General features: G+C 69.5%; 15 protein-coding genes. All 15 read right to left on the bottom strand.

The window, feature by feature from the left end:
• The 15 genes from OED52_RS06915 to OED52_RS06845 all read right to left on the bottom strand — a co-directional run bounded on the left by OED52_RS06915 (position 1) and on the right by OED52_RS06845 (position 17,327).
• Positions 1 to 828, bottom strand: a complete 828-nt coding sequence (locus OED52_RS06915; RefSeq protein ID WP_264153918.1) for an energy-coupling factor transporter transmembrane component T family protein — start codon at positions 826 to 828, stop codon at positions 1 to 3.
• Entirely contained in the window at positions 825 to 2,753 is a 1,929-nt protein-coding gene (locus OED52_RS06910) for an ABC transporter ATP-binding protein (RefSeq protein WP_264153917.1), read from the bottom strand. Before OED52_RS06910 ends, OED52_RS06915 begins: the two co-directional genes overlap by 4 nt.
• A 220-nt stretch (positions 2,754 to 2,973) precedes the next feature.
• Positions 2,974 to 4,194, bottom strand: a complete 1,221-nt coding sequence (gene ribB / locus OED52_RS06905; protein ID WP_264153916.1) for a 3,4-dihydroxy-2-butanone-4-phosphate synthase — start codon at positions 4,192 to 4,194, stop codon at positions 2,974 to 2,976.
• Positions 4,191 to 4,688, bottom strand: a complete 498-nt coding sequence (locus OED52_RS06900; RefSeq protein ID WP_264153915.1) for a flavin reductase family protein — start codon at positions 4,686 to 4,688, stop codon at positions 4,191 to 4,193. The genes ribB and OED52_RS06900 overlap by 4 nt, the downstream gene beginning before the upstream one ends.
• A complete protein-coding gene (locus OED52_RS06895) occupies positions 4,685 to 5,188 on the bottom strand; it encodes an NADPH-dependent FMN reductase (RefSeq protein WP_264153914.1) in 504 nt (167 codons plus the stop codon). The genes OED52_RS06900 and OED52_RS06895 overlap by 4 nt, the downstream gene beginning before the upstream one ends.
• A 166-nt stretch (positions 5,189 to 5,354) precedes the next feature.
• Entirely contained in the window at positions 5,355 to 6,380 is a 1,026-nt protein-coding gene (locus OED52_RS06890) for an ABC transporter permease (protein ID WP_264153913.1), read from the bottom strand.
• A gap of 7 nt (positions 6,381 to 6,387) precedes the next feature.
• The gene (locus OED52_RS06885; protein WP_264153912.1) at positions 6,388 to 7,938 is read right to left on the bottom strand and encodes a sugar ABC transporter ATP-binding protein; all 1,551 of its coding nucleotides are present in this window, start codon (positions 7,936 to 7,938) and stop codon (positions 6,388 to 6,390) included.
• Positions 7,935 to 9,116: a sugar ABC transporter substrate-binding protein gene (locus tag OED52_RS06880; protein ID WP_264153911.1), complete on the bottom strand. Its 1,182-nt coding sequence runs from the start codon at positions 9,114 to 9,116 to the stop codon at positions 7,935 to 7,937. The genes OED52_RS06885 and OED52_RS06880 overlap by 4 nt, the downstream gene beginning before the upstream one ends.
• 151 nt (positions 9,117 to 9,267) lie before the next feature.
• Positions 9,268 to 9,918, bottom strand: coding sequence for an isochorismatase family protein (locus OED52_RS06875; protein WP_264153910.1), 651 nt, complete (start codon positions 9,916 to 9,918; stop codon positions 9,268 to 9,270).
• Entirely contained in the window at positions 9,915 to 11,402 is a 1,488-nt protein-coding gene (locus OED52_RS06870; RefSeq protein ID WP_264153909.1) for an MFS transporter, read from the bottom strand. The genes OED52_RS06875 and OED52_RS06870 overlap by 4 nt, the downstream gene beginning before the upstream one ends.
• Positions 11,395 to 13,047 carry an amidase gene (locus OED52_RS06865; protein ID WP_264153908.1) on the bottom strand — a complete coding sequence of 551 codons (1,653 nt, stop codon included), beginning with the start codon at positions 13,045 to 13,047 and terminating at the stop codon, positions 11,395 to 11,397. The genes OED52_RS06870 and OED52_RS06865 overlap by 8 nt, the downstream gene beginning before the upstream one ends.
• Complete coding sequence (locus OED52_RS06860; protein WP_264153907.1) at positions 13,044 to 14,003, bottom strand: carbon-nitrogen hydrolase family protein; 960 nt, start codon at positions 14,001 to 14,003, stop codon at positions 13,044 to 13,046. The genes OED52_RS06865 and OED52_RS06860 overlap by 4 nt, the downstream gene beginning before the upstream one ends.
• Before the next feature lie 71 nt (positions 14,004 to 14,074).
• Positions 14,075 to 15,157: a pyrimidine utilization protein A gene (gene rutA / locus OED52_RS06855; RefSeq protein WP_264153906.1), complete on the bottom strand. Its 1,083-nt coding sequence runs from the start codon at positions 15,155 to 15,157 to the stop codon at positions 14,075 to 14,077.
• Between the two features lie 206 nt (positions 15,158 to 15,363).
• A complete protein-coding gene (locus OED52_RS06850; RefSeq protein WP_264153905.1) occupies positions 15,364 to 16,548 on the bottom strand; it encodes an FAD-dependent oxidoreductase in 1,185 nt (394 codons plus the stop codon).
• Between the two features lie 29 nt (positions 16,549 to 16,577).
• Entirely contained in the window at positions 16,578 to 17,327 is a 750-nt protein-coding gene (locus OED52_RS06845; protein WP_264153904.1) for a maleate cis-trans isomerase family protein, read from the bottom strand.
• Between the last annotated feature and the right edge of the window lie 42 nt (positions 17,328 to 17,369).

Here is a 17,369-nt window from a genome sequence, read left to right as displayed (position 1 = left end):
TCAGCCCCACACGAACATCACCGTGCACGCGGCGGCCACGACCAGCACGGTCACCAGGTCCCCGGGACCGAGCCTCAGCGGCGGACGGGTCGCGGGGCGCAGTCCCCGCACCGACAGCGCGTCGCCGAGATCGCGGATCTGCCGCATCGACACCGACACCACCGCCCCCACGGAGTCGGCGACCTCGTGCCACCAGCCCGCCGGGTTCCGGATGCCGGGCTTGCCGCGGACCGTGCGCGCGGCGAACAGCACCCGCAGTTCGGCGCGGATGGTCGGGAGCATCCGCAGGGCCAGCGCGCACGCGGCCACCCATTCGTCGACGGGCAGGCGCAGCAGCCGCAGCGGCGCGAACAGCACCGGCAGAGCGTCGACGAGGTCGGACAACCGGGTCGTCCACCCCACCAGGGACGCGAGGACCAGCAGCCCGGCCCCGAGCAGCAGAGACCGGACGTAGGCGTCGAGTCCACCGCCCACGACGTTGAGCACCGCTCCGAAGGCCAGGAACGCGAACACCCACCACGGGATGGTGGGCACCACCCCGCGCGGAATCCGCGCGACCAGCACCCCCACGACCAGCACGGCGAGCAGGGCGCCCAGGCCGGTCCAGCTCGGGGCGAAGCTCACCGCGACGGACAGGACCGCGGCGGAGACGACCTTGGTGCCGGCCCACACGCGGTGCAGCGGGGTCTCCCGCGGTACGGGCCGCAACAGCACGACGGGACGGCGCTGCTTGTTCGCGGCCTGCTTGTTCGTGCGCTGCTTGTTCGTGCGCTGCTTGTTCGTGCGCTGCTTGTTCGTGCGCTGCTTGTTCGCGGCCTGCCGGCTCATGCGATCACCGCCCCGGTCTGCTGCACGACACGTCCCTCGTCGAGCACCACGGTGCGCGAGCACACCTCTTCCATGCCGTGCAGGTCGTGGGAGATGACGACGACGGTGACGTGTTCGACCGCCCGCAGGTGGGCGAGGATCGACACGATCTCCCGGCAGCCGGCGGCATCGAGGCCGGCGAGCGGTTCGTCGAGCACCAGCACCCGCGGGCTGCGGGCGAGCTGCGCGGCGATCGCGATGCGACGCATCTGGCCGCCGCTGAGACGGTCGACGGGCCGGTCCGTCAGGTCGGGTGGCAGTCCCATCCGGTGCAGCACCGCGGCGACGTAGGCACGGTCGACGTGCGGCATGCCCGCGACGTCGCAGATCTCCTGCGCGACGGTGGGCCGCTGCAGCTGCAGCCTGGCCTGCTGGAACACCATCCCGATCTGCCCGCGCAGCTCGGCGGTCGGGGTGTCGTTCAGGGTGCAGGTGCCGCGGGTGGGCCGGGTCAGGCCCGCGAGGATCCACGCGAGGGTGGACTTGCCGGACCCGTTCGCGCCGACCACCAGCACGCCTTCTCCGCGGCAGATCGTCAGCGACACGTCGCGCAGGGCGGTGTGCGCCCAGGGGGTGCCGGCGGCGTACACATGGGTCACGCCGCGCAGTTCGAGGAGCGGTTGTGGGAAGGACGGTGCGGCCGCGGGCACCGGAGCCGGTCGCGGCGGGGTCTCGGGCCGGGGCACGATCCGGCCGCCGTCGAGATGGACGACGCGGTCGGCGGCCGCGGCCTCGTCGTCGAGATGGGTGACGAGCACGACGGCGGTGCCCTCACGGGCGAGGGAGGCCAGCAGGCCGATCAGGCCCGCGCGGCTGTCGGAGTCGACCATGGCGGTGATCTCGTCGGCGATGAGCAGGGCGGGCCTCCGCGCCCATGCCGCGGCGAGAGCGAGGCGCTGGAGTTGTCCCCCGGACAGGTCCTCGGTGGCCCGGTCGGCCAGGCCGTCGAGTCCGACGCGGGCGAGCAGGGCGTCGACGTCGACGTCCTCGCTGCTCCCCCATCGCAGGTCCTCGGCGACCGTGCGGCCGAGGACCTGGCTGTCGGGATGCTGGAAGATCATCGCGGTGCCGCCGGGTCGCCCGAGCCCGACCGGTCCGGGCCGGTCGACGAGACCGGTGGTCGGTTCGAGGCCAGCGAGCAGGCGCACGAGGGTCGACTTGCCGGAGCCGTTGCCGCCGACGATCGCGACGAACTCGCCGGGCCCGACGGTCAGGTCGATGTCGGTGAGCGCGTCGGCGGTGCCGCCCGGATAGCGGTAGCCGACCGCGCGGAGGGCGACGGGCAGCGGTGCGGGTTCACCTCGCTCCGCGCGTTCGGGCCATTCCGGGGCGGGCGACGCCCAGCGGCTGCGCAGCGCGACCACCCGGAAGATGCCGAAGCACAGCAGGGCCGTGCCGACGGCCCCGATGAGCACCGCACCCCCGATCCACACCCACCACAACCGGACCAGCACGTCGAGGGTCGTGTTCCAGGTGTCGACGAACTGCTTCCCCGCCCCCACCGCTTCGAAGGTGCGGATCACGCCGCGCATCGACGCCTCGAGCGAGTCGAGCAGCAGGACGCGGGTGCGGTCGAAGAGCAGCAGCAACCCGTCGACGAGCGCGGCGAGCAACAGACCGATGGGGATCGATCCGGCGAACACGAACGGCAGGGCGAGATCTCCCCACCTGCGGTGCGCGAACCCCACGAGGGTGCCGATGCCGGCGAGCACGACCACGGCGGCGACGGCGAACGGCCCACCGGCGACCAGCGCCACCACTCCGGCAGCGACGGTCGCGGCGACGATCGCACGCAGCCGCCCGATCGCGGCGAGGAAAGCGACGGGCAGGGCGACGAGCACCTGCGCGACCCCGACGGGGATCAGTCCCGCCACCACCGACAGCACGGCCGTCAAAGTGCCGAAGACCGCAGCCGCTGCTGCCTCCGGCGGTCGAAGGGGTCCTTTCTTCCTGCTCACCGATCGCACCGGACCCAGTCTGCCAGGCAGCCGCCCCACCGATCCGGCAGGTCGACGTGCCCGACAGCGGTCACCCACCGGTTGGCGCGCCGAAACGAGGTTCGCCCCCACTGCAGCAGGGGCGAACCTCGTTTCGAGGGGCGAACTCTCAGCTCTGTGCGATCGGCAGCATGTGCCCCATACGCCGGCGCTTGGTCTCGAGGTACCGCACGTTCGCCGGGACGACGCCCACGTACAGCGGTTCCCGCGCCGTCACCGCGACGCCGTTCTCCTCGAGGCCCGAGATCTTCGCGGGGTTGTTGGTGAGCAGCCGCACCGCGCCGATGCCGAGATCGTGGAGGATCGCCGCGGCCCCGCCGTACTCGCGGCCGTCGGCGGGTTCGTCGAGTTCCAGATTGGCCTGGACGGTGTCGAACCCGTCGTCCTGCAACCGGTAGGCGGCGAGCTTCTTGAGCAACCCGATCCCCCGGCCCTCGTGTCCGCGCAGGTAGACCAGGACGCCACCCTTCTCCGCGATCCGCTCGAGGGCGGCATCGAGCTGCGGGCCGCACTCGCAGCGCTGCGACGCGAACGACTCGCCCGTCAGGCACTCCGAGTGCACCCGCACCAGCGAACCGTCTCCCACCGGCCCGGAGACCAGCGCCATGTGGTCGGCGCCGGTCAGACGGTCGAGATAGCCGATGGCGCGGAAGGTACCGAAGCGCGTCGGCATCCACGCCTCGTCGGCCCTCACGACCCGCCCGGTGGGCACCGCAGGTGCCGGAAACGGATGCGCGAGCCGATACTCGATCAACTCCTCGATGGTGAGCACCGGCAGGTCGTAGCGGGCCCCGAGCTCCTCGATCTCCGGCATCCGCATCATCGAGCCGTCGTCGGAGACGAGCTCGGCGATCACCCCGACCTGCGGCAACCCCGCGAGACCGCACAGGTCGACGGCGGCCTCGGTGTGGCCGGGACGCTCGAGCACCCCACCTTCGCGGGCACGCAACGGCAGGATGTGGCCGGGGCGGATCAGGTCGCGCGGGGTGGCCGACGGGTCTGCGAGCACCCGCAGGGTCGTCGCTCGATCCGCTGCGCTGATACCGGTGGTGACGCCGCGCGCGGCGTCGACGGTGACGGTGTAGGCCGTCTGCTTCGGATCCTGGTTGTCGGCCACCATCGCCGGCAGGTCCAGGGCGTCGGCGCGCGCACCGGTCATCGGGGCACACAACAGACCGGAGGTGTGCCGCACCGTCCACGCGATCCATTCCGGTGTCGCGTGCTGCGCCGCGAGGATGACATCGCCCTCGTTCTCACGGTCGGCGGCGTCGGCGACGAGGACGGGCTTGCCCGCCCGCAGGGCATCGAGCGCCGCGTCGACGCGGCTCACGACGCCACCAGCCTGCGGAACGAGCTGCGGTGAAACACGATCGGCTCGGTCACCGAATCCTCTTCGTCGCAGTGCAACTCGTGCACGCGGAGCACGACGATGGCGTGGTCGCCGGCCGGCACCTGCTGCTCGATGGACACGTCCATGCGGACACTGCAGCCACTGATGAACAGGGCACCGCTGTCGCGCGTCTCGGTCTCGATACCCGCGAACCGGTCACCGTTCTTCGCGGCGAGCACCCGAGCAGCGATGTCGTGCTCGGACGACAGGACGCTGATCCCCAGCCGCGGTTGCGCTTCCAGCTTCGGCCAGGTGGTGGAGCTGTTCTGCACACAGAACGCGACCAGGGGCGGTTCGAGGGAGACCGGCACGAAGGTGCTGGCGGCCATGCCGATGCGTTCGGTGCCGTTGTCGGCGCAGATCGCGACGACACCCGAGGGGACGTGGGCGAATGCGCGGCGCAGGGTGGCGCCGTCCAGGGAGAGAGTGGTCATCGTGCCTCCGTCCGGATGGTGGATCGCAGCACCGGCGCCCAACGCTCGGCGTACTCGGCGATCCGGGTGTCGGTGGTGTAGGTGGAATCGAGCAGGTAGAGCCCCGGGGCGGGGCAGGTCGCGCCGAGTTCGACGAGAACCGGCTTGAGCAGCAGGTCCGGCGCCATCGCGTGGGCCGGTCCGGCGCCGAGCATCAGCGGCACGACCGTGACGTCGCGCAGTCCGTCGCCGGTGGCGAACTGGTCGAGGAACAGCTTGAGGATTCCCGTGTAGGTGGCCTTGAAGGTCGGGCTGGCGAAGATCACCAGGTCCGAGGAGGCGACGGTCCCGACCGCTTCCTCGACCGCGTCGTCACCCCAGCCGAGCAGGGCGGGGCCGAGGGTGACGACGTCCACGACGTGGTCGGGAGCCGATCCGGTGAGCGCGGTGGCCAGCAGGGTGGCGGCGTCGAGAGTGCGGGAACCGGGCTTCGGATTGCCTGCGACGACTGTGACCTTCATGAGCTTCTCCTTTTCGGGCGAGACGTTCCGCCCGTCGTCTGTCATTCGACACAAGAACGATGTCGGGAATGCGACCGAACGATGGCGGCCGTATTACGCCGCTCGTCGGCTGCGGGTCGCCTTCGTCACCAGGCGTTCCGGAGCCCGGTCCCGCGATCGCGCCGTTCTATCGACGCGAGGCGGTACGCCGGCGTACCGCTCCGGACAGCGCGACTGCCACCACGAGCGCGCCGCCGTAGAACAGCTGCTGCACGAAGCTGGCCACGCCGAGCATCTGCAGCCCGACGACGCCGGCGACGAGGAAGTACACGGCGACCAGCGTGCCGAAGGCGTTGAACCGGCCGGGGACGATCGCCGTGGCCCCGAGGAAGGCTGCGGCGAAGGCCGGCAGCATGAACGACTGTCCCGAGGACGGGTCGGCACCACCGAGCATGCCCGCGTAGACGATGCCGGCGACGGCGGCGACGAGCGCGGAGGTGACGAGCGCCCCGGCCCGGATGCGGTCGACGTGCAGACCGCTCAGCCGGGCGACCTGCGCACCGCGGCCGACGAACAACAGCCGGCGGCCGATGGGCGTGTACTGGAAGACCACGGCCATGATCAGCACGAGCGCGAGGGCGTAGTAGAACTGCAGCGACACCCCGAAGATGCGGGTGCCGATGGTGGCGTCGACGAGCGCGGAGTCGATACCGGTGACCGAGGTGGAGCCGGAGATCCACTGCACCACACCGAGGACGACGGTGCCGCTGCCGAGGGTGGCGATGAACGAGTCGATCTGCAACCGCACGACCAGCAGGGCGTTGACGAGACCCACGACGAGGCATGCCAGTACGGCGACCGCGATGGCCGGCAGCAGCGACCAGCCCTGTTGCACGTTCAGTACCGCGATGGTCATCGCGGCCAGCGACATCGTGGACACGGTGGACAGATCGAACTCGCCGGCGGTGAGCGGGACGATCAGGCCCAGCGCCAGGACGAGCAGCACGGCCTGGGAGCCGAGGATGTTCTGCAGGTTGTTGGCGGTCGGGTAGGTCTCGGGACGCAGGGCGCTGAACACGACGACCACGGCGACGAGCGCCAGGACGAGCGCGTACTTCTCGAACAGCGGCCCGAAGGAACGACGGGGACGTGCGGAATCCGATTCGGTGGTGGTCTTTTTCGCGGAGGTGGTCTTGTCGATGGTGACGGACATCAGGCGTTCACTTCCTGTCGGATCGAACCGAGGACACTGTCTTCAGACCGAGAACACTGTCCGAGATGTGATGCTTGGAGAGGTTGTCGCCGGTGAGTTCGGCGACGACGTGCCCGTGGGAGAAGACGAGGACGCGGTCGCACAGCACCGACAGTTGTTCGTAGTCGGAGCTGGCGACGACGATGCCCGCTCCCCCGCGTGCGGTCTCCCGCAGCATCTCGAAGATGCGGGCGCGGGCACCGATGTCCACGCCCTGGGTGGGTTCGGCGAGCAGCACCAGCACCGGGTCGGTCTGGAGCCACTTGCCGAGCAGGGCCTTCTGCTGGTTGCCGCCGGACAGCGACCCGTAGACGGCCTGCGGGTCGCGGGGCCGCACGTCACAGCGGTCGGCCAGCGCGGTCGCGATCTCCCGCAGCGCGCGGGGTTTCACGAAGCCCGAGCCCAGCACCGGCAGGGTGACGTTCTCGGCGACGGTCAACTCGGGTGCGCTGCCCTCGACCTTGCGGTCCGGCGGTACGTACACCACTTTGCGGGCGAGCGCCTCGATCGGGGTGATCGTCGGCAGGTCCACGGGGTCGTCGCCGACGGTCAGGCGGCCGCCTCGGGCCGGCCGTGCCCCGTAGAGCGCGGGCAGCACGTCGTCGTAGCCGGAACCCGCGATGCCGGTGAGGCCGACGACCTCGCCCGGCCGCACCTCGAATCCGATGCCGTCGACGGTCGTGGTCTCGAGGTTCTCGACGCGGGCGAGTGGCCCCACCCCGTCGAAGTCGCGTGCGGGACCGGCGACGCGCGGGTCGGCGGAATCGAGGCTGCGGCCGACGATGAGATCGATGAGCGAGTTCGCCGTCAGGTCCCGGGTGCGGTGCGTGCCCTGTGAGACGCCGTCTCGCAGGACGGTGACGCGGTCGGTGTGGTCGAGGACCTCGTCGAGGTCGTGGGAGACGAACAGCACCGCGGCCTTCCTGTCGGCGACGATCTCGCGGACGACGGAGAACAGCAGGTCGGTGCCCTCACGGGGCAGGAAGACCGTCGGTTCGTCGAGTACGAGCAGGGTGCGACGCTCCCCCAGTTCCTCGGTGGCCCGCAGGATCGCGAGGAGGGCGCGTTCGGTCTCGTTCAGGGTCGACACCGGGGCGTCGGGGTCGATGTCGAGTCCGAACCGTTCGAACAGCGCGCGGGCGGTGCGCTTCTCGTGCCGCCAGGAGATCCACGGCTTCGAGCCGGCCACGACGGGTCCGACGCGAAGGTTCTCGACCACCGACAGGTCGGGGACGAGGGCGAGGTCCTGGTGGACGAAGCTGATTCCGAGGTCGCGGAATCCGCCGGCCGGGACGGGCAGGGGCACGTCCCGGCCGCGGACCTGCAGGGCCGCACCGGGGTCGGGGGCGTGGAAGCCTGCCAGGACCTTGATGAGGGTGGACTTGCCGGAGCCGTTCTCCCCCAGCAGTCCGTGCACCTCGCCCGCGTGGATGGTCAGGCCGACCTTCTTCAGGACGGTGTGGTCACCGAAGGTCTTGGAGAGGCCGACGATGTTGACGATGGGATCGGGGCTGCTCATTGCGCCCCCTGGGCGGGACCCCACAGCGCCTCGTAACCGGTGACGTAGGCGGTGCCGTATCCCTTGTCGGGCTGCGGCGGGGTGCCGGTCTCGTCGATGTTCTCCGCGGTGATGAGCTTGAGCGGAGTCTCCTGCGCCCCGTTCGGGACGGGTTCGTAGCCGAGCAGGAGCCGACCGGCCTGGTCCATCGTCGCCCAGGCGAGCCACGGGATGGATTCACCGACGTTCATGGTGACGATGCCGTCGTCCTGCTGGATCTTCAGGACCGCGGGGGTGCCGTTGACCGAGGAGATCTCGACCTGCCCGGTCTTGCCCGCGGCCTTGATGCCGGACTGCGCGTAGAGCGACATCGAGTCGTAGATGGGCAGGATGAAGTTGATGTTCGGGTCGGCGGAGAGCGCGGACTGCACCTCGGACTGGATCTTGGTGGCCCACTCGGTGACCGGGACGTTGACGATCTTGTACGTGCACTTCGGGCAGTACTGCGCGATCTCGTCCTCCATCGCAGCCACCTCGGCCTTGGCCGGGGGCACCTCGTTGGAGGTGATGATGAGTGCGTTGCCCTCGCCTTCGGTGCGGTCGATCATCCAGTCGACGGTGAGCCGGTTGGCCTCGGAGAGCGGGGCGTCGGTGGTGGCGTCGATCAGTCCTTCGAGGTCGGCGGGAACCGGTTCGCCACGCAGAATGGTGTGGGTGAGAAGGACGGGAATCCCGGCGGCTTCGGCCTTTTCGAGCGAGGGCTTGATGAGGGATGCGTCGACACCCTGTGACAGGATGATGAGGTCGACCTTCTGGTTCACGGCCTGCTCGACGCCGGTCGCCCACTGGGCGGGTTGGCCCTGGTTGGTGTATTCGATCCAGGTGGCACCGTAGCGTTCGGCGACCTTCCTGGACTCCTCGTCGACGGCGACGTTGTAGGGGTTCTCGCTGTTGGTGGGGATCGCGAAGATGGTCTTCCCGGCGATCTCGGCCATCGGGAAGGGTTCGGCCTCGAGCGTGAACTCGGGATCGTCCGCGTACAGGGCGAGTTGTGCTCGGGCGTAATCGATTCCGGCGGCGACGTCCGCGTCGGAGACGTCGCCGCCGCTCGATCCGTCACTGCTGCAGGCAGTGAGGCCGAGAACCGTCGAGAGGGCGAGCGCGGCGATCGCAGCGCGGCCGGGGAGGATGTGACGCATGGATTCTCCTGAGGGATGAGGAGGGTGCCGAAGAAGAAGCGGCCGCGTCGTTGCGGAACCGGCTGGGAAAGTCGATGACTTCGAATGTATCTGCGGCGTGTTGCATGCGGCGACATCCTTGGTTCATTCGTGTTAATTGCCGCCCGGAGATTCAGTCGCGCACGGTGATCTCCTTCAGGTACTGCTGCGCGCGGTCCAGGGGCCACACTTCGGCCATCTTCTGCTGCATGTCGAACAGATTGGAATTGTGGATCGCCGAATCACGGTCACCCACAGCATCTTCCACCACGATCGGGATGAAGCCGTGCTGCATCGCATCGAGGGTGGTCGCGCGCACGCAACCGCTCGTGGACAGGCCGGCGATGAGCACGGTGTCCACACCGAGCGAGGTGAGATGCGAGTTGAGGGTGGTACCGAAGAATGCGCTCGGATACTTCTTCGTCACCAGGGTTTCGGCGCAGGTCGGTTCGAGACCCTCGATCAGCTCTCCGTAGGGGCTGCCCTCGCAGAAGGCGACGAGCGTGCCCGATTTCCTGAAGAAGACCCCGGCGTCGGCGCCGTCGGCGCGGAGCCGTACCTCGGTGATCACCACCGGGATTCCGGCTTCGCGGGCACTGGCGAGCAGGGCGCGCATCGCCTCCACGTTCTCCTCCACGCCGGCGTAGAGCGCGCACTCGGGATCAATGTAGGCGCGGGCAGGGTCGACGACGATCAACGCGGGCCGGGTGCCGGGCCGGAGTTCCTTCCCGAATCCTGCGCGGGCGTAGTCCGCGGCCTGTTCGATGCGATCTGCGATGGTCAAGCTGACTCCTTCAGGGTCGTGACGGATTCGAGGGTGTGGACCGTCGCCGTGGGGTTGCGACGCGGGAACGCGAGGCAGACGACGACTCCGATCAGGGCGACGACGGCGAGGGCAATACCGACGGCGCGCACGTTGTCGGCGAAGCGCGCCACCTCCCCACCGCCGAGTTCACCGAGGGTGCCGCCGTAGGCGGCCTGGCGAGCGGCGGCACTCAGGCCGGCCGTCGCGAACACGAGGGCCAACGCGGTGCTGAGCAGGTACCCGACGTTCTGCAGGGTCGAGCGCAGACCGTTGGCGATACCGCGTCGGTCCGCAGGGGCGGTGAGCATCAGCGCGCTGGTGCTGGGGGTCATGAACAGACCGTTGCCGCAACCGAGTACGAACAGCAGGGGCGCGGTCGCCCCGAGCGACCCACCGTCGGGATCCAGCAGCAGCGCGACACCGAGCAGTCCGGCGGCGTTGAGGGCCATACCGATCGCGGTGAGCGTGCGCGGGCTGAACCGCACGACGAGCGAACCCGCGGCGGCCGCGGCGACGACGGTGCCGATCGCGACCGGCATCACCAGGGCACCGGCGGTGACGGCGGAGATCCCCTCCACCGCCTGCCCGTACAGCGAGACGAGCAGCGTCACGGCATAGGTGGCGACCGCGTTCACCAGCACCGCCACCAGTACCAGGGCGATGCCCCGATTGCGGAACAGCGACAGGTCCACGAGCGGGTGGGCCCGCCGGATCTGCACGGCCACGAACACGACCGCCAGGACGACGCTCGCTCCGCCGCACACCCAGGGCAGCCACGGTGCCGACCCCACCCCGGGGGTGAGCGCGAGCACGACGGCGGCGAGCAGGGCCGTGGACAGCACCGCTCCGGCGAGGTCGAACGGTTCGCGGGCCACCGCGCGGGACGGGCCGGGCGGGATCACCCGGATCGACGCCACGATCGCGAGCAGCGCCACGGGCAGGACCACAGCGAACAGTCCGCGCCAGCCCAGCACGGCGGTGGCGGCGCCTCCGACGAGCGGCCCGACCACCTGCGCGACCGCCGCGACCGTCGCGTTCCAGCCCAGGGCCCGACCGAGCAGGTGCGGGGGGAAGGTGTCGGTGAGCAGCGCCGTGTTGTTGGTGACGATCGCGGCGGCACCGACGCCCTGGACCACGCGGGCGGCGACGAGCCAGCCGGCGGAGGGTGCCAGCATGCACAGACCCGTCGCGGCGGCGAAGGTGATCAGACCGGCGAGGTAGAGCGGGCGTCGCCCGATGATGTCGGCGAGCCGGCCGAACACGAGGATCAGTGCGGTGGTGACGAGCATGTAGCCGAGCAGGATCCACGTCGACTGGGCCCCGGAGGCGTCGAGCTCGCGGGTGACGGTGGGCAGCGCCACCGTCAGTCCGCTCAGACTCAGGAACACCGCGACGACGCCGATGCTCGTCGCCGAGAAGACCCGCCAAGGATGCGGATGGCGCTGCACTGCCAGATCAGTCATCGGCCCGGCGGTCGTGGACGTCGGTGACTGCCTGCAGCACCTGCGCCAGGCGCAGGCACGTGTCGTCCGCCCAGGGCCGCCCCACCAGCTGGACCCCGACCGGCATCCCTTCGGAGAAGCCGGCGGGTGCCATGACGGCGGGGAATCCGAGGTAGTCGAACAGCCCGGTGTTGCGGCCCACGATGGACTGCATGGGATGCCGCACGCCGTCGATCTCCATCGTCACGTCGGACAGGCGGGCGGCGGTGGCACCGATACCGGGGGTGACGAGCAGGTCGACACCGGCGGCGTCGAAGGCGTCGAGGGTTGCGCGCTGGGCCAGGCTGCGACGGCGCACCGACCGCAGATAGTCCACCGCCGAGGGCACGAATCCACGCGCGATCCGCACCTGGGTGCCGATGTCGTAGAGCTCGAACCTGCCGAGAGAACCCTCTTGATTGGAGGCCAGTTCGCTGGTCATGACGATCGTGACGTCGTCGTGGAGGCGGTGCGCGTCGGGGACGTCGACGGGCACGATCTCGGCGCCGAGGCCGCGGAAGGTCTCCACCACGGACTGCCAGGCAGCGAGCACACCGGCGTCGCACAGTTCGGTGAACCAGGCGGTGGGTACGCCGAGCCGAACCCCGGCCAGCGACGGCGCCTCGGAACTGCCCGCGGCGGCGAGCGCGGACCGCACCTGCCGCGCCACCGCGTCCGGGACGGCGGCGGGGTCGTGGCCGTCGGGCCCGGCGAGGACGTCGAGGACGGCCCGCAGATCGGCGGCGGAGCGTGCCATCGGCCCGATGTGGTCGAGGGTCCACGACAGCGACGCCACCCCGGTGCGGGGTACGAGCCCGTAGGTCGGCTTGATGCCGGTGAGATTGCACAGGGCGCTGGGCACCCGGATGGATCCGCCGGTGTCGGTGCCGAGGGCGAGCGGCACGAGCCGGGCGGCGAGGGCACCGGCCGATCCGGTGGAGGAGCCACCCGTCCACCGGGTGCGGTCCCAGGGATTGGTCACGGCGCCGTAGCGCGCGTTGTGCGGTGCACCGCAGGCGAACTCGGTGGTCGCCGTCATGAGGACGGGAATGGCACCGGCCTCCCGCAGGCGCGCCACGACGGTCGCGTCGGCGGCGGCGATGCGGTCGCCGGTGGTGCGCGACCCCGCGGTGACGGGGGCTCCGGCGACGTCGATGATGTCCTTGACCGCGAAGAAGATCCCCTCGAGGGGCCGGACCGTGCCGGTGCTCCAGCGCCGGTCCGATTCCGCGGCGGCCTCGTCCGCACCGTCGACGACGGCCAGGACGGCCCCGCCCACCAGCTCCGCATCGCTCCACCGGACCCGCAGCGCGGCAAGGACATCGGTGGGTGTGGTGGTTCCGGTGCGGTAGGCGGCGAGCAGGTCGAGGACACCGAGTTCGTGCAACGGCGCGTCGGTGCGGACGCCGTGGACGGGGGCTGCCACGGAAGCCGACGGGACGGGGCTCGTGGCGAGCAACACCACCGAATGCGCCGGTTCGCAGGCGGGTCCGTCCGGTACCGGGGGCAGGGGTGCGCGACAGCTCGTCTCGAGCAGGGCGTCCATGTCGGTGCGGGCCCGGGGCAGCAGGTCGTCGACGGTCGTGGCCGGCGCGGCGGTGAGATCGGGGTAGTCGGTGGTGGTCATCCGATCGGCTCCTTCGAAGCGCGGGGCAGCGGTGCGGGCCGTACGGTTCCGGCGGTGAGGTCGGCGAGCAGGCGCAGCACGTCGGGGCGGCGGTCCCGGGTGAGCGGGAATGCGGCACGCTGGGCCGGGACCGCGTCGAGGTCGAGTGTGAGCCGCAAGGTCTCCCCCGACTTGTGTGCCGGGGCCTGGGCGACGATGGCACCGTCGGGGGCGATCACGCACGACAGGCCGAAGTAGTCGACGGTCACCCCGTTGAGGGTCTCGGGGCCGCCGCGGTTGGCGGCAACGATCCACATCTGCGATTCGAGGGCACGGGTCTGCAGTTCGGCGAGGAAGAGGTCCTCGCGGGTGCCGAGGGAGGATACGATCGCGAGCATCACCTCGGCGCCGAGGGCGCGGGCCACGGCCCAGTTCTCGGGGAAGGTGCGGTCGTAGCAGATCACGCAGCCGAAGCGGGTACCGAAGGCGTCGACGGTGGCGGGAGCCTGACCGGGGGCGAAGTGGTACTTCTCGTCGATGTCGACGTCCCCGACCTTGCTCGCGGGCAGCGACAGTTTCCGGTAGGCGGGCAACGCACCCCCGTCGGGAGTGCGCCAGCTCAGCACCTCTCCGGTGGGGTCGACGAACACGACGGAGTTGTGGGTCACGTCGTGCGCGGTGCGCTCGAACATACCGAAGACGACGGCGCATCCGAGTTCCCGGGCGAGGTCGCCGAAGAGGTTCGTGGCGTCACCGGGGATGGTCCGGGCCCAGGATGTGCGGTCGACCTCGTGACTGGTGCAGAAGTAGGGGGTGGTGATCAGTTCGGGAAGGACCACCAGGTCGGGGGTGGTGCCGTCGTCGCCGGGCGCGGCCGCGGTGCGGACGAGGTCCGCGAGCGTGGCGAGGTTGCCGAGGAGGTCCTCGGTCAGTTCACCGGCCTGCACGATGGCGACGTCGAGGGTGCGTGATGACAAGGGGACCTCCTGGGAATGGGATGACGGGTGGGAGCGCGGCCGGGTGCACGCGCTCCCACCCGCCGCTCGTGTCAGGCTGCGGCCTGAATCGTGGTACGGCTCTTCATCAACGGCTGGATCCGCGTACCGAACTTCTCGATACCCTCCACGAAATCGTCGAAGGTCAACATGATCCCCTTGATCCCGTCGATCCCCGCGACCTCGTCGAGCATCCTCGCCACCGACTCGTACGAACCCACCAACGTACCCATGTTGAAGTTCACCGCACCCTCGGGCAACGAGATCGTCTTCGCCGTCGACGACTCATCGGCCGTCGCATCCGCCGACGACTGATCCGCCATGTACCCCAGCGCCGCCAGATCGGCATTGTCGTGGTAGTCCTGCCACTTCGCCTGCGCCGCCTCGTCGGTCTCCTCCGCGATGATCATGAACAACGTCAGAGCACCCACATCCCGGCCCGTCTCCTCGACCGCGGACACCAGGCTCGCCACCGACTCCGAGATCGCCGTCGGCGTATTGATCCCCGACCCCATGATGAAATTGAAATCGGCCATCTCCGACGCGAACTTCATCCCCGCCTTCGACTGACCCGCCGCCACGATCGGCACACCACCACCGGTCGGACGCGGCGAGAGCACACACTCGTCCATCGTGTAGTGCTCACCCTTGAAATTGCTGACCCCATCGGCCCACAACTGCTTCATCACCGTCACGTACTCGGTGGCCTGCGCATAGCGGTACCCGAAGTACTCCTCCCCCGGCCACAACCCCATCTGCGTGTACTCGTTCGGCGCCCACCCGGTCACGATGTTGACCCCGAACCGGCCCGGCGCGATCGAATCGATCGTCGACGCCATCCGCGCCACGATCGCCGGCGGCAACGTCAGGATCGCCGTCGAGGCGAACAACTTGATCTTCTCCGTCGCCGCGGCCAGACCCGCCATCAACGTGAACGATTCGAGATTGTGATCCCAGAACTCGGTCTCACCCCCGAACCCCTTCAGCTTGATCATCGACAGAGCGAAGTCGAGTCCGTACGACTCGGCCTTCTGCACGATCGTCTTGTTCAATTCGAACGAGGGCATGTACTGCGGGGCGCTCTTGGAGATGAGCCAGCCGTTGTTGCCGATGGGGATGAAGACGCCGATTTCCATGACACTCACTCCTGAGGACGGGGAGACGGGAAAGCGCTCCGGCCACGCTGCCCGACACGCTGTGACTTCGAATGTATTCACCGCTTGTTGCGGGATTCGGACCCCCGGGTAACAGCACTGTTGCCCAGGTTAACGGTCGGCACGGTGGACCCGAACACGAACGGGCCGCGGGCCGTTCGCCGGCCCGCGGCCCGAGGACAGGTGACCTATTTCAGGCTGGCGAGCATGGACGAGCGCAGCAGGAACTCCCGCTGAGCACCGTGGTCCGCTTCGAGGGCGCGCCATTCCTCCCGTTTGCGGGCCCGGCGTTCCTCGTCGTCCTCACGCAGCGCCTCCCAGTTCCCTTCGGTCTCCTCACCGACGAACTCGAGGGCGACCGCCCGGCGGTTCGCCGCCCACTCGTCCAGGGCGTCGGAGTCGGCGCCGGCGAGCAGGACGTCGGCGAGCAGCATGCCGTCGTGGATGCCGCTGTTCATGCCCATGCCCCCGAGCGGATTGTTGACGTGTGCGGCGTCGCCGACGAGGAAGATGTCCCCGACGCGGAACCGTTCCGCGACCTTCCGGTGCACCTCGTACAGTGTCACGCGGTCGAGATCCGCGAGATCGGCCTCCGGCAGGACGCGCCGGAGCTCGCGGCGGACGTACTCGTCACTGAGCACCTCCTCATCGGTCCCCGCGGTGGGCGGAGCCGGGAAGAGGATCCGCCACCCCGCGGGATTGCGGAGGAGCACGTGCCAGGCCTCCGGGTCCGCGACGTAGTTGACCGCGGCGAGGTCCTCCATCATCTCGTGCAGAGGAAGGCTCGTGGAGAGCACCAGATACCTCTCCGGGTAGGTGTGGCCACTGAAGTCGAGCCCCAGGCCGGTCCGCACCACGCTGCGCATCCCGTCGGCCCCGACGACCCAGCGGGCCCGGAGGACCTCACCACCGTCGACGTGCACCTCGACCCCATCGGGCAGCTGCGTCACGGACTCGACGCGCGAACCGGTCCGGAAATCCGCGAGCGGGTGTGCTTCCAGACCGTCGACGGCGAGCTTCGTGAGGTGGCTCTGTTCGAGCTGCAGCCGGTAAGGGTAACGCGTGTCCTGGTGCAGGACACCGAAATCGAGCTCGACGATCTTTCCCAGCTTCGCGTCACGGAACTGGTAGTAGGGTGCCTTGAGACCGCGCCGGACGAGTTCCTCGGTGACCCCGATGGATTCGAGCATCTCCAGTGTCGGGGGGTGGAAGGTGGTGGCGCGGCCCTCCAGGAGATTCGCCTCCCGCGCTTCCAGCACGATCACGCGCATCCCTCCGTGGGCCAGTTTGAGCGCAGTGGTGGTCCCGACGGGGCCACCGCCCACGACCACGACATCGGCGTCGAGTGCGGCCGGGTTCGTATCCTGCATCATGTCTGTCGAGCTCCTTCGAGAATTGTCCGTCAGTGGTGCCGCAGCAACGTCCCGGCGTCACCCCAGGTGTCGTCGAACCCTGCCATCCGCAGCGTGTGCCAGATGGTGGCCGCGTTGATCGCGATCACCGGCTTGCCGAGCCAGTGCTCGGCCTGATCCGCAACACGGATCATCGAGAGATTCGTGCCCACCTGGACGATCGCCTCGACCTCCGGGCCGTCGATCCGCCGGAGCACGTCGACGATCTGTTCCGGGCCGACCTCGGCGATCGCAGTGGCCGAGGGAATGCGCAGGCCGGTCACCTGCAGGACGTCGAATCCCGCTTCACCGAAGTACTGGTCGACCCACCCGTCGGCGACCGGCTGGTAGGGCGAGAACACCGCGATGCGTTTGACCCCGAGCGCTTCGAGCGCGGCGCGGCAGGCGGAGGCGCCCGTCGTGACGGGAAGCCCTCCCACCTGTTCGGTGACCCGGCGACGGAACTCCTCGTTGCCGGCCACGCCGTTGCAGAAGGTGGGGGCCGACATGCCCATCATGATGTGGGTGGGCTGCGTCGTCATCACGTCGCGCAGCGCCACGGCGGTCGAGTCGTTGATCTGTTTCTGAAGCCCCATGAACGTCTCGTGGTCGTCCATCGCGGGCTGTTCCACATAGGAGCGGCCCACGTGGAAGGTCACGCCGTGCGGCGCCAGCAGTGCGCAATCGTGTTCGACGACGGTGTTCGTCGAGGGAACCACCACTCCGATCTTCGCTCGGTAGCCGGTGACATCCAGTCCCATTGAAATACCCCTAGATTCGTGTGCGGAAAAGTGTTGTCGCGG

It is taken from the genome of Rhodococcus sp. Z13 (genome assembly GCF_025837095.1).
Classification (GTDB): domain Bacteria; phylum Actinomycetota; class Actinomycetes; order Mycobacteriales; family Mycobacteriaceae; genus Rhodococcus; species Rhodococcus sacchari.
This window is presented reverse-complemented; position numbering and strand designations above follow the sequence as displayed.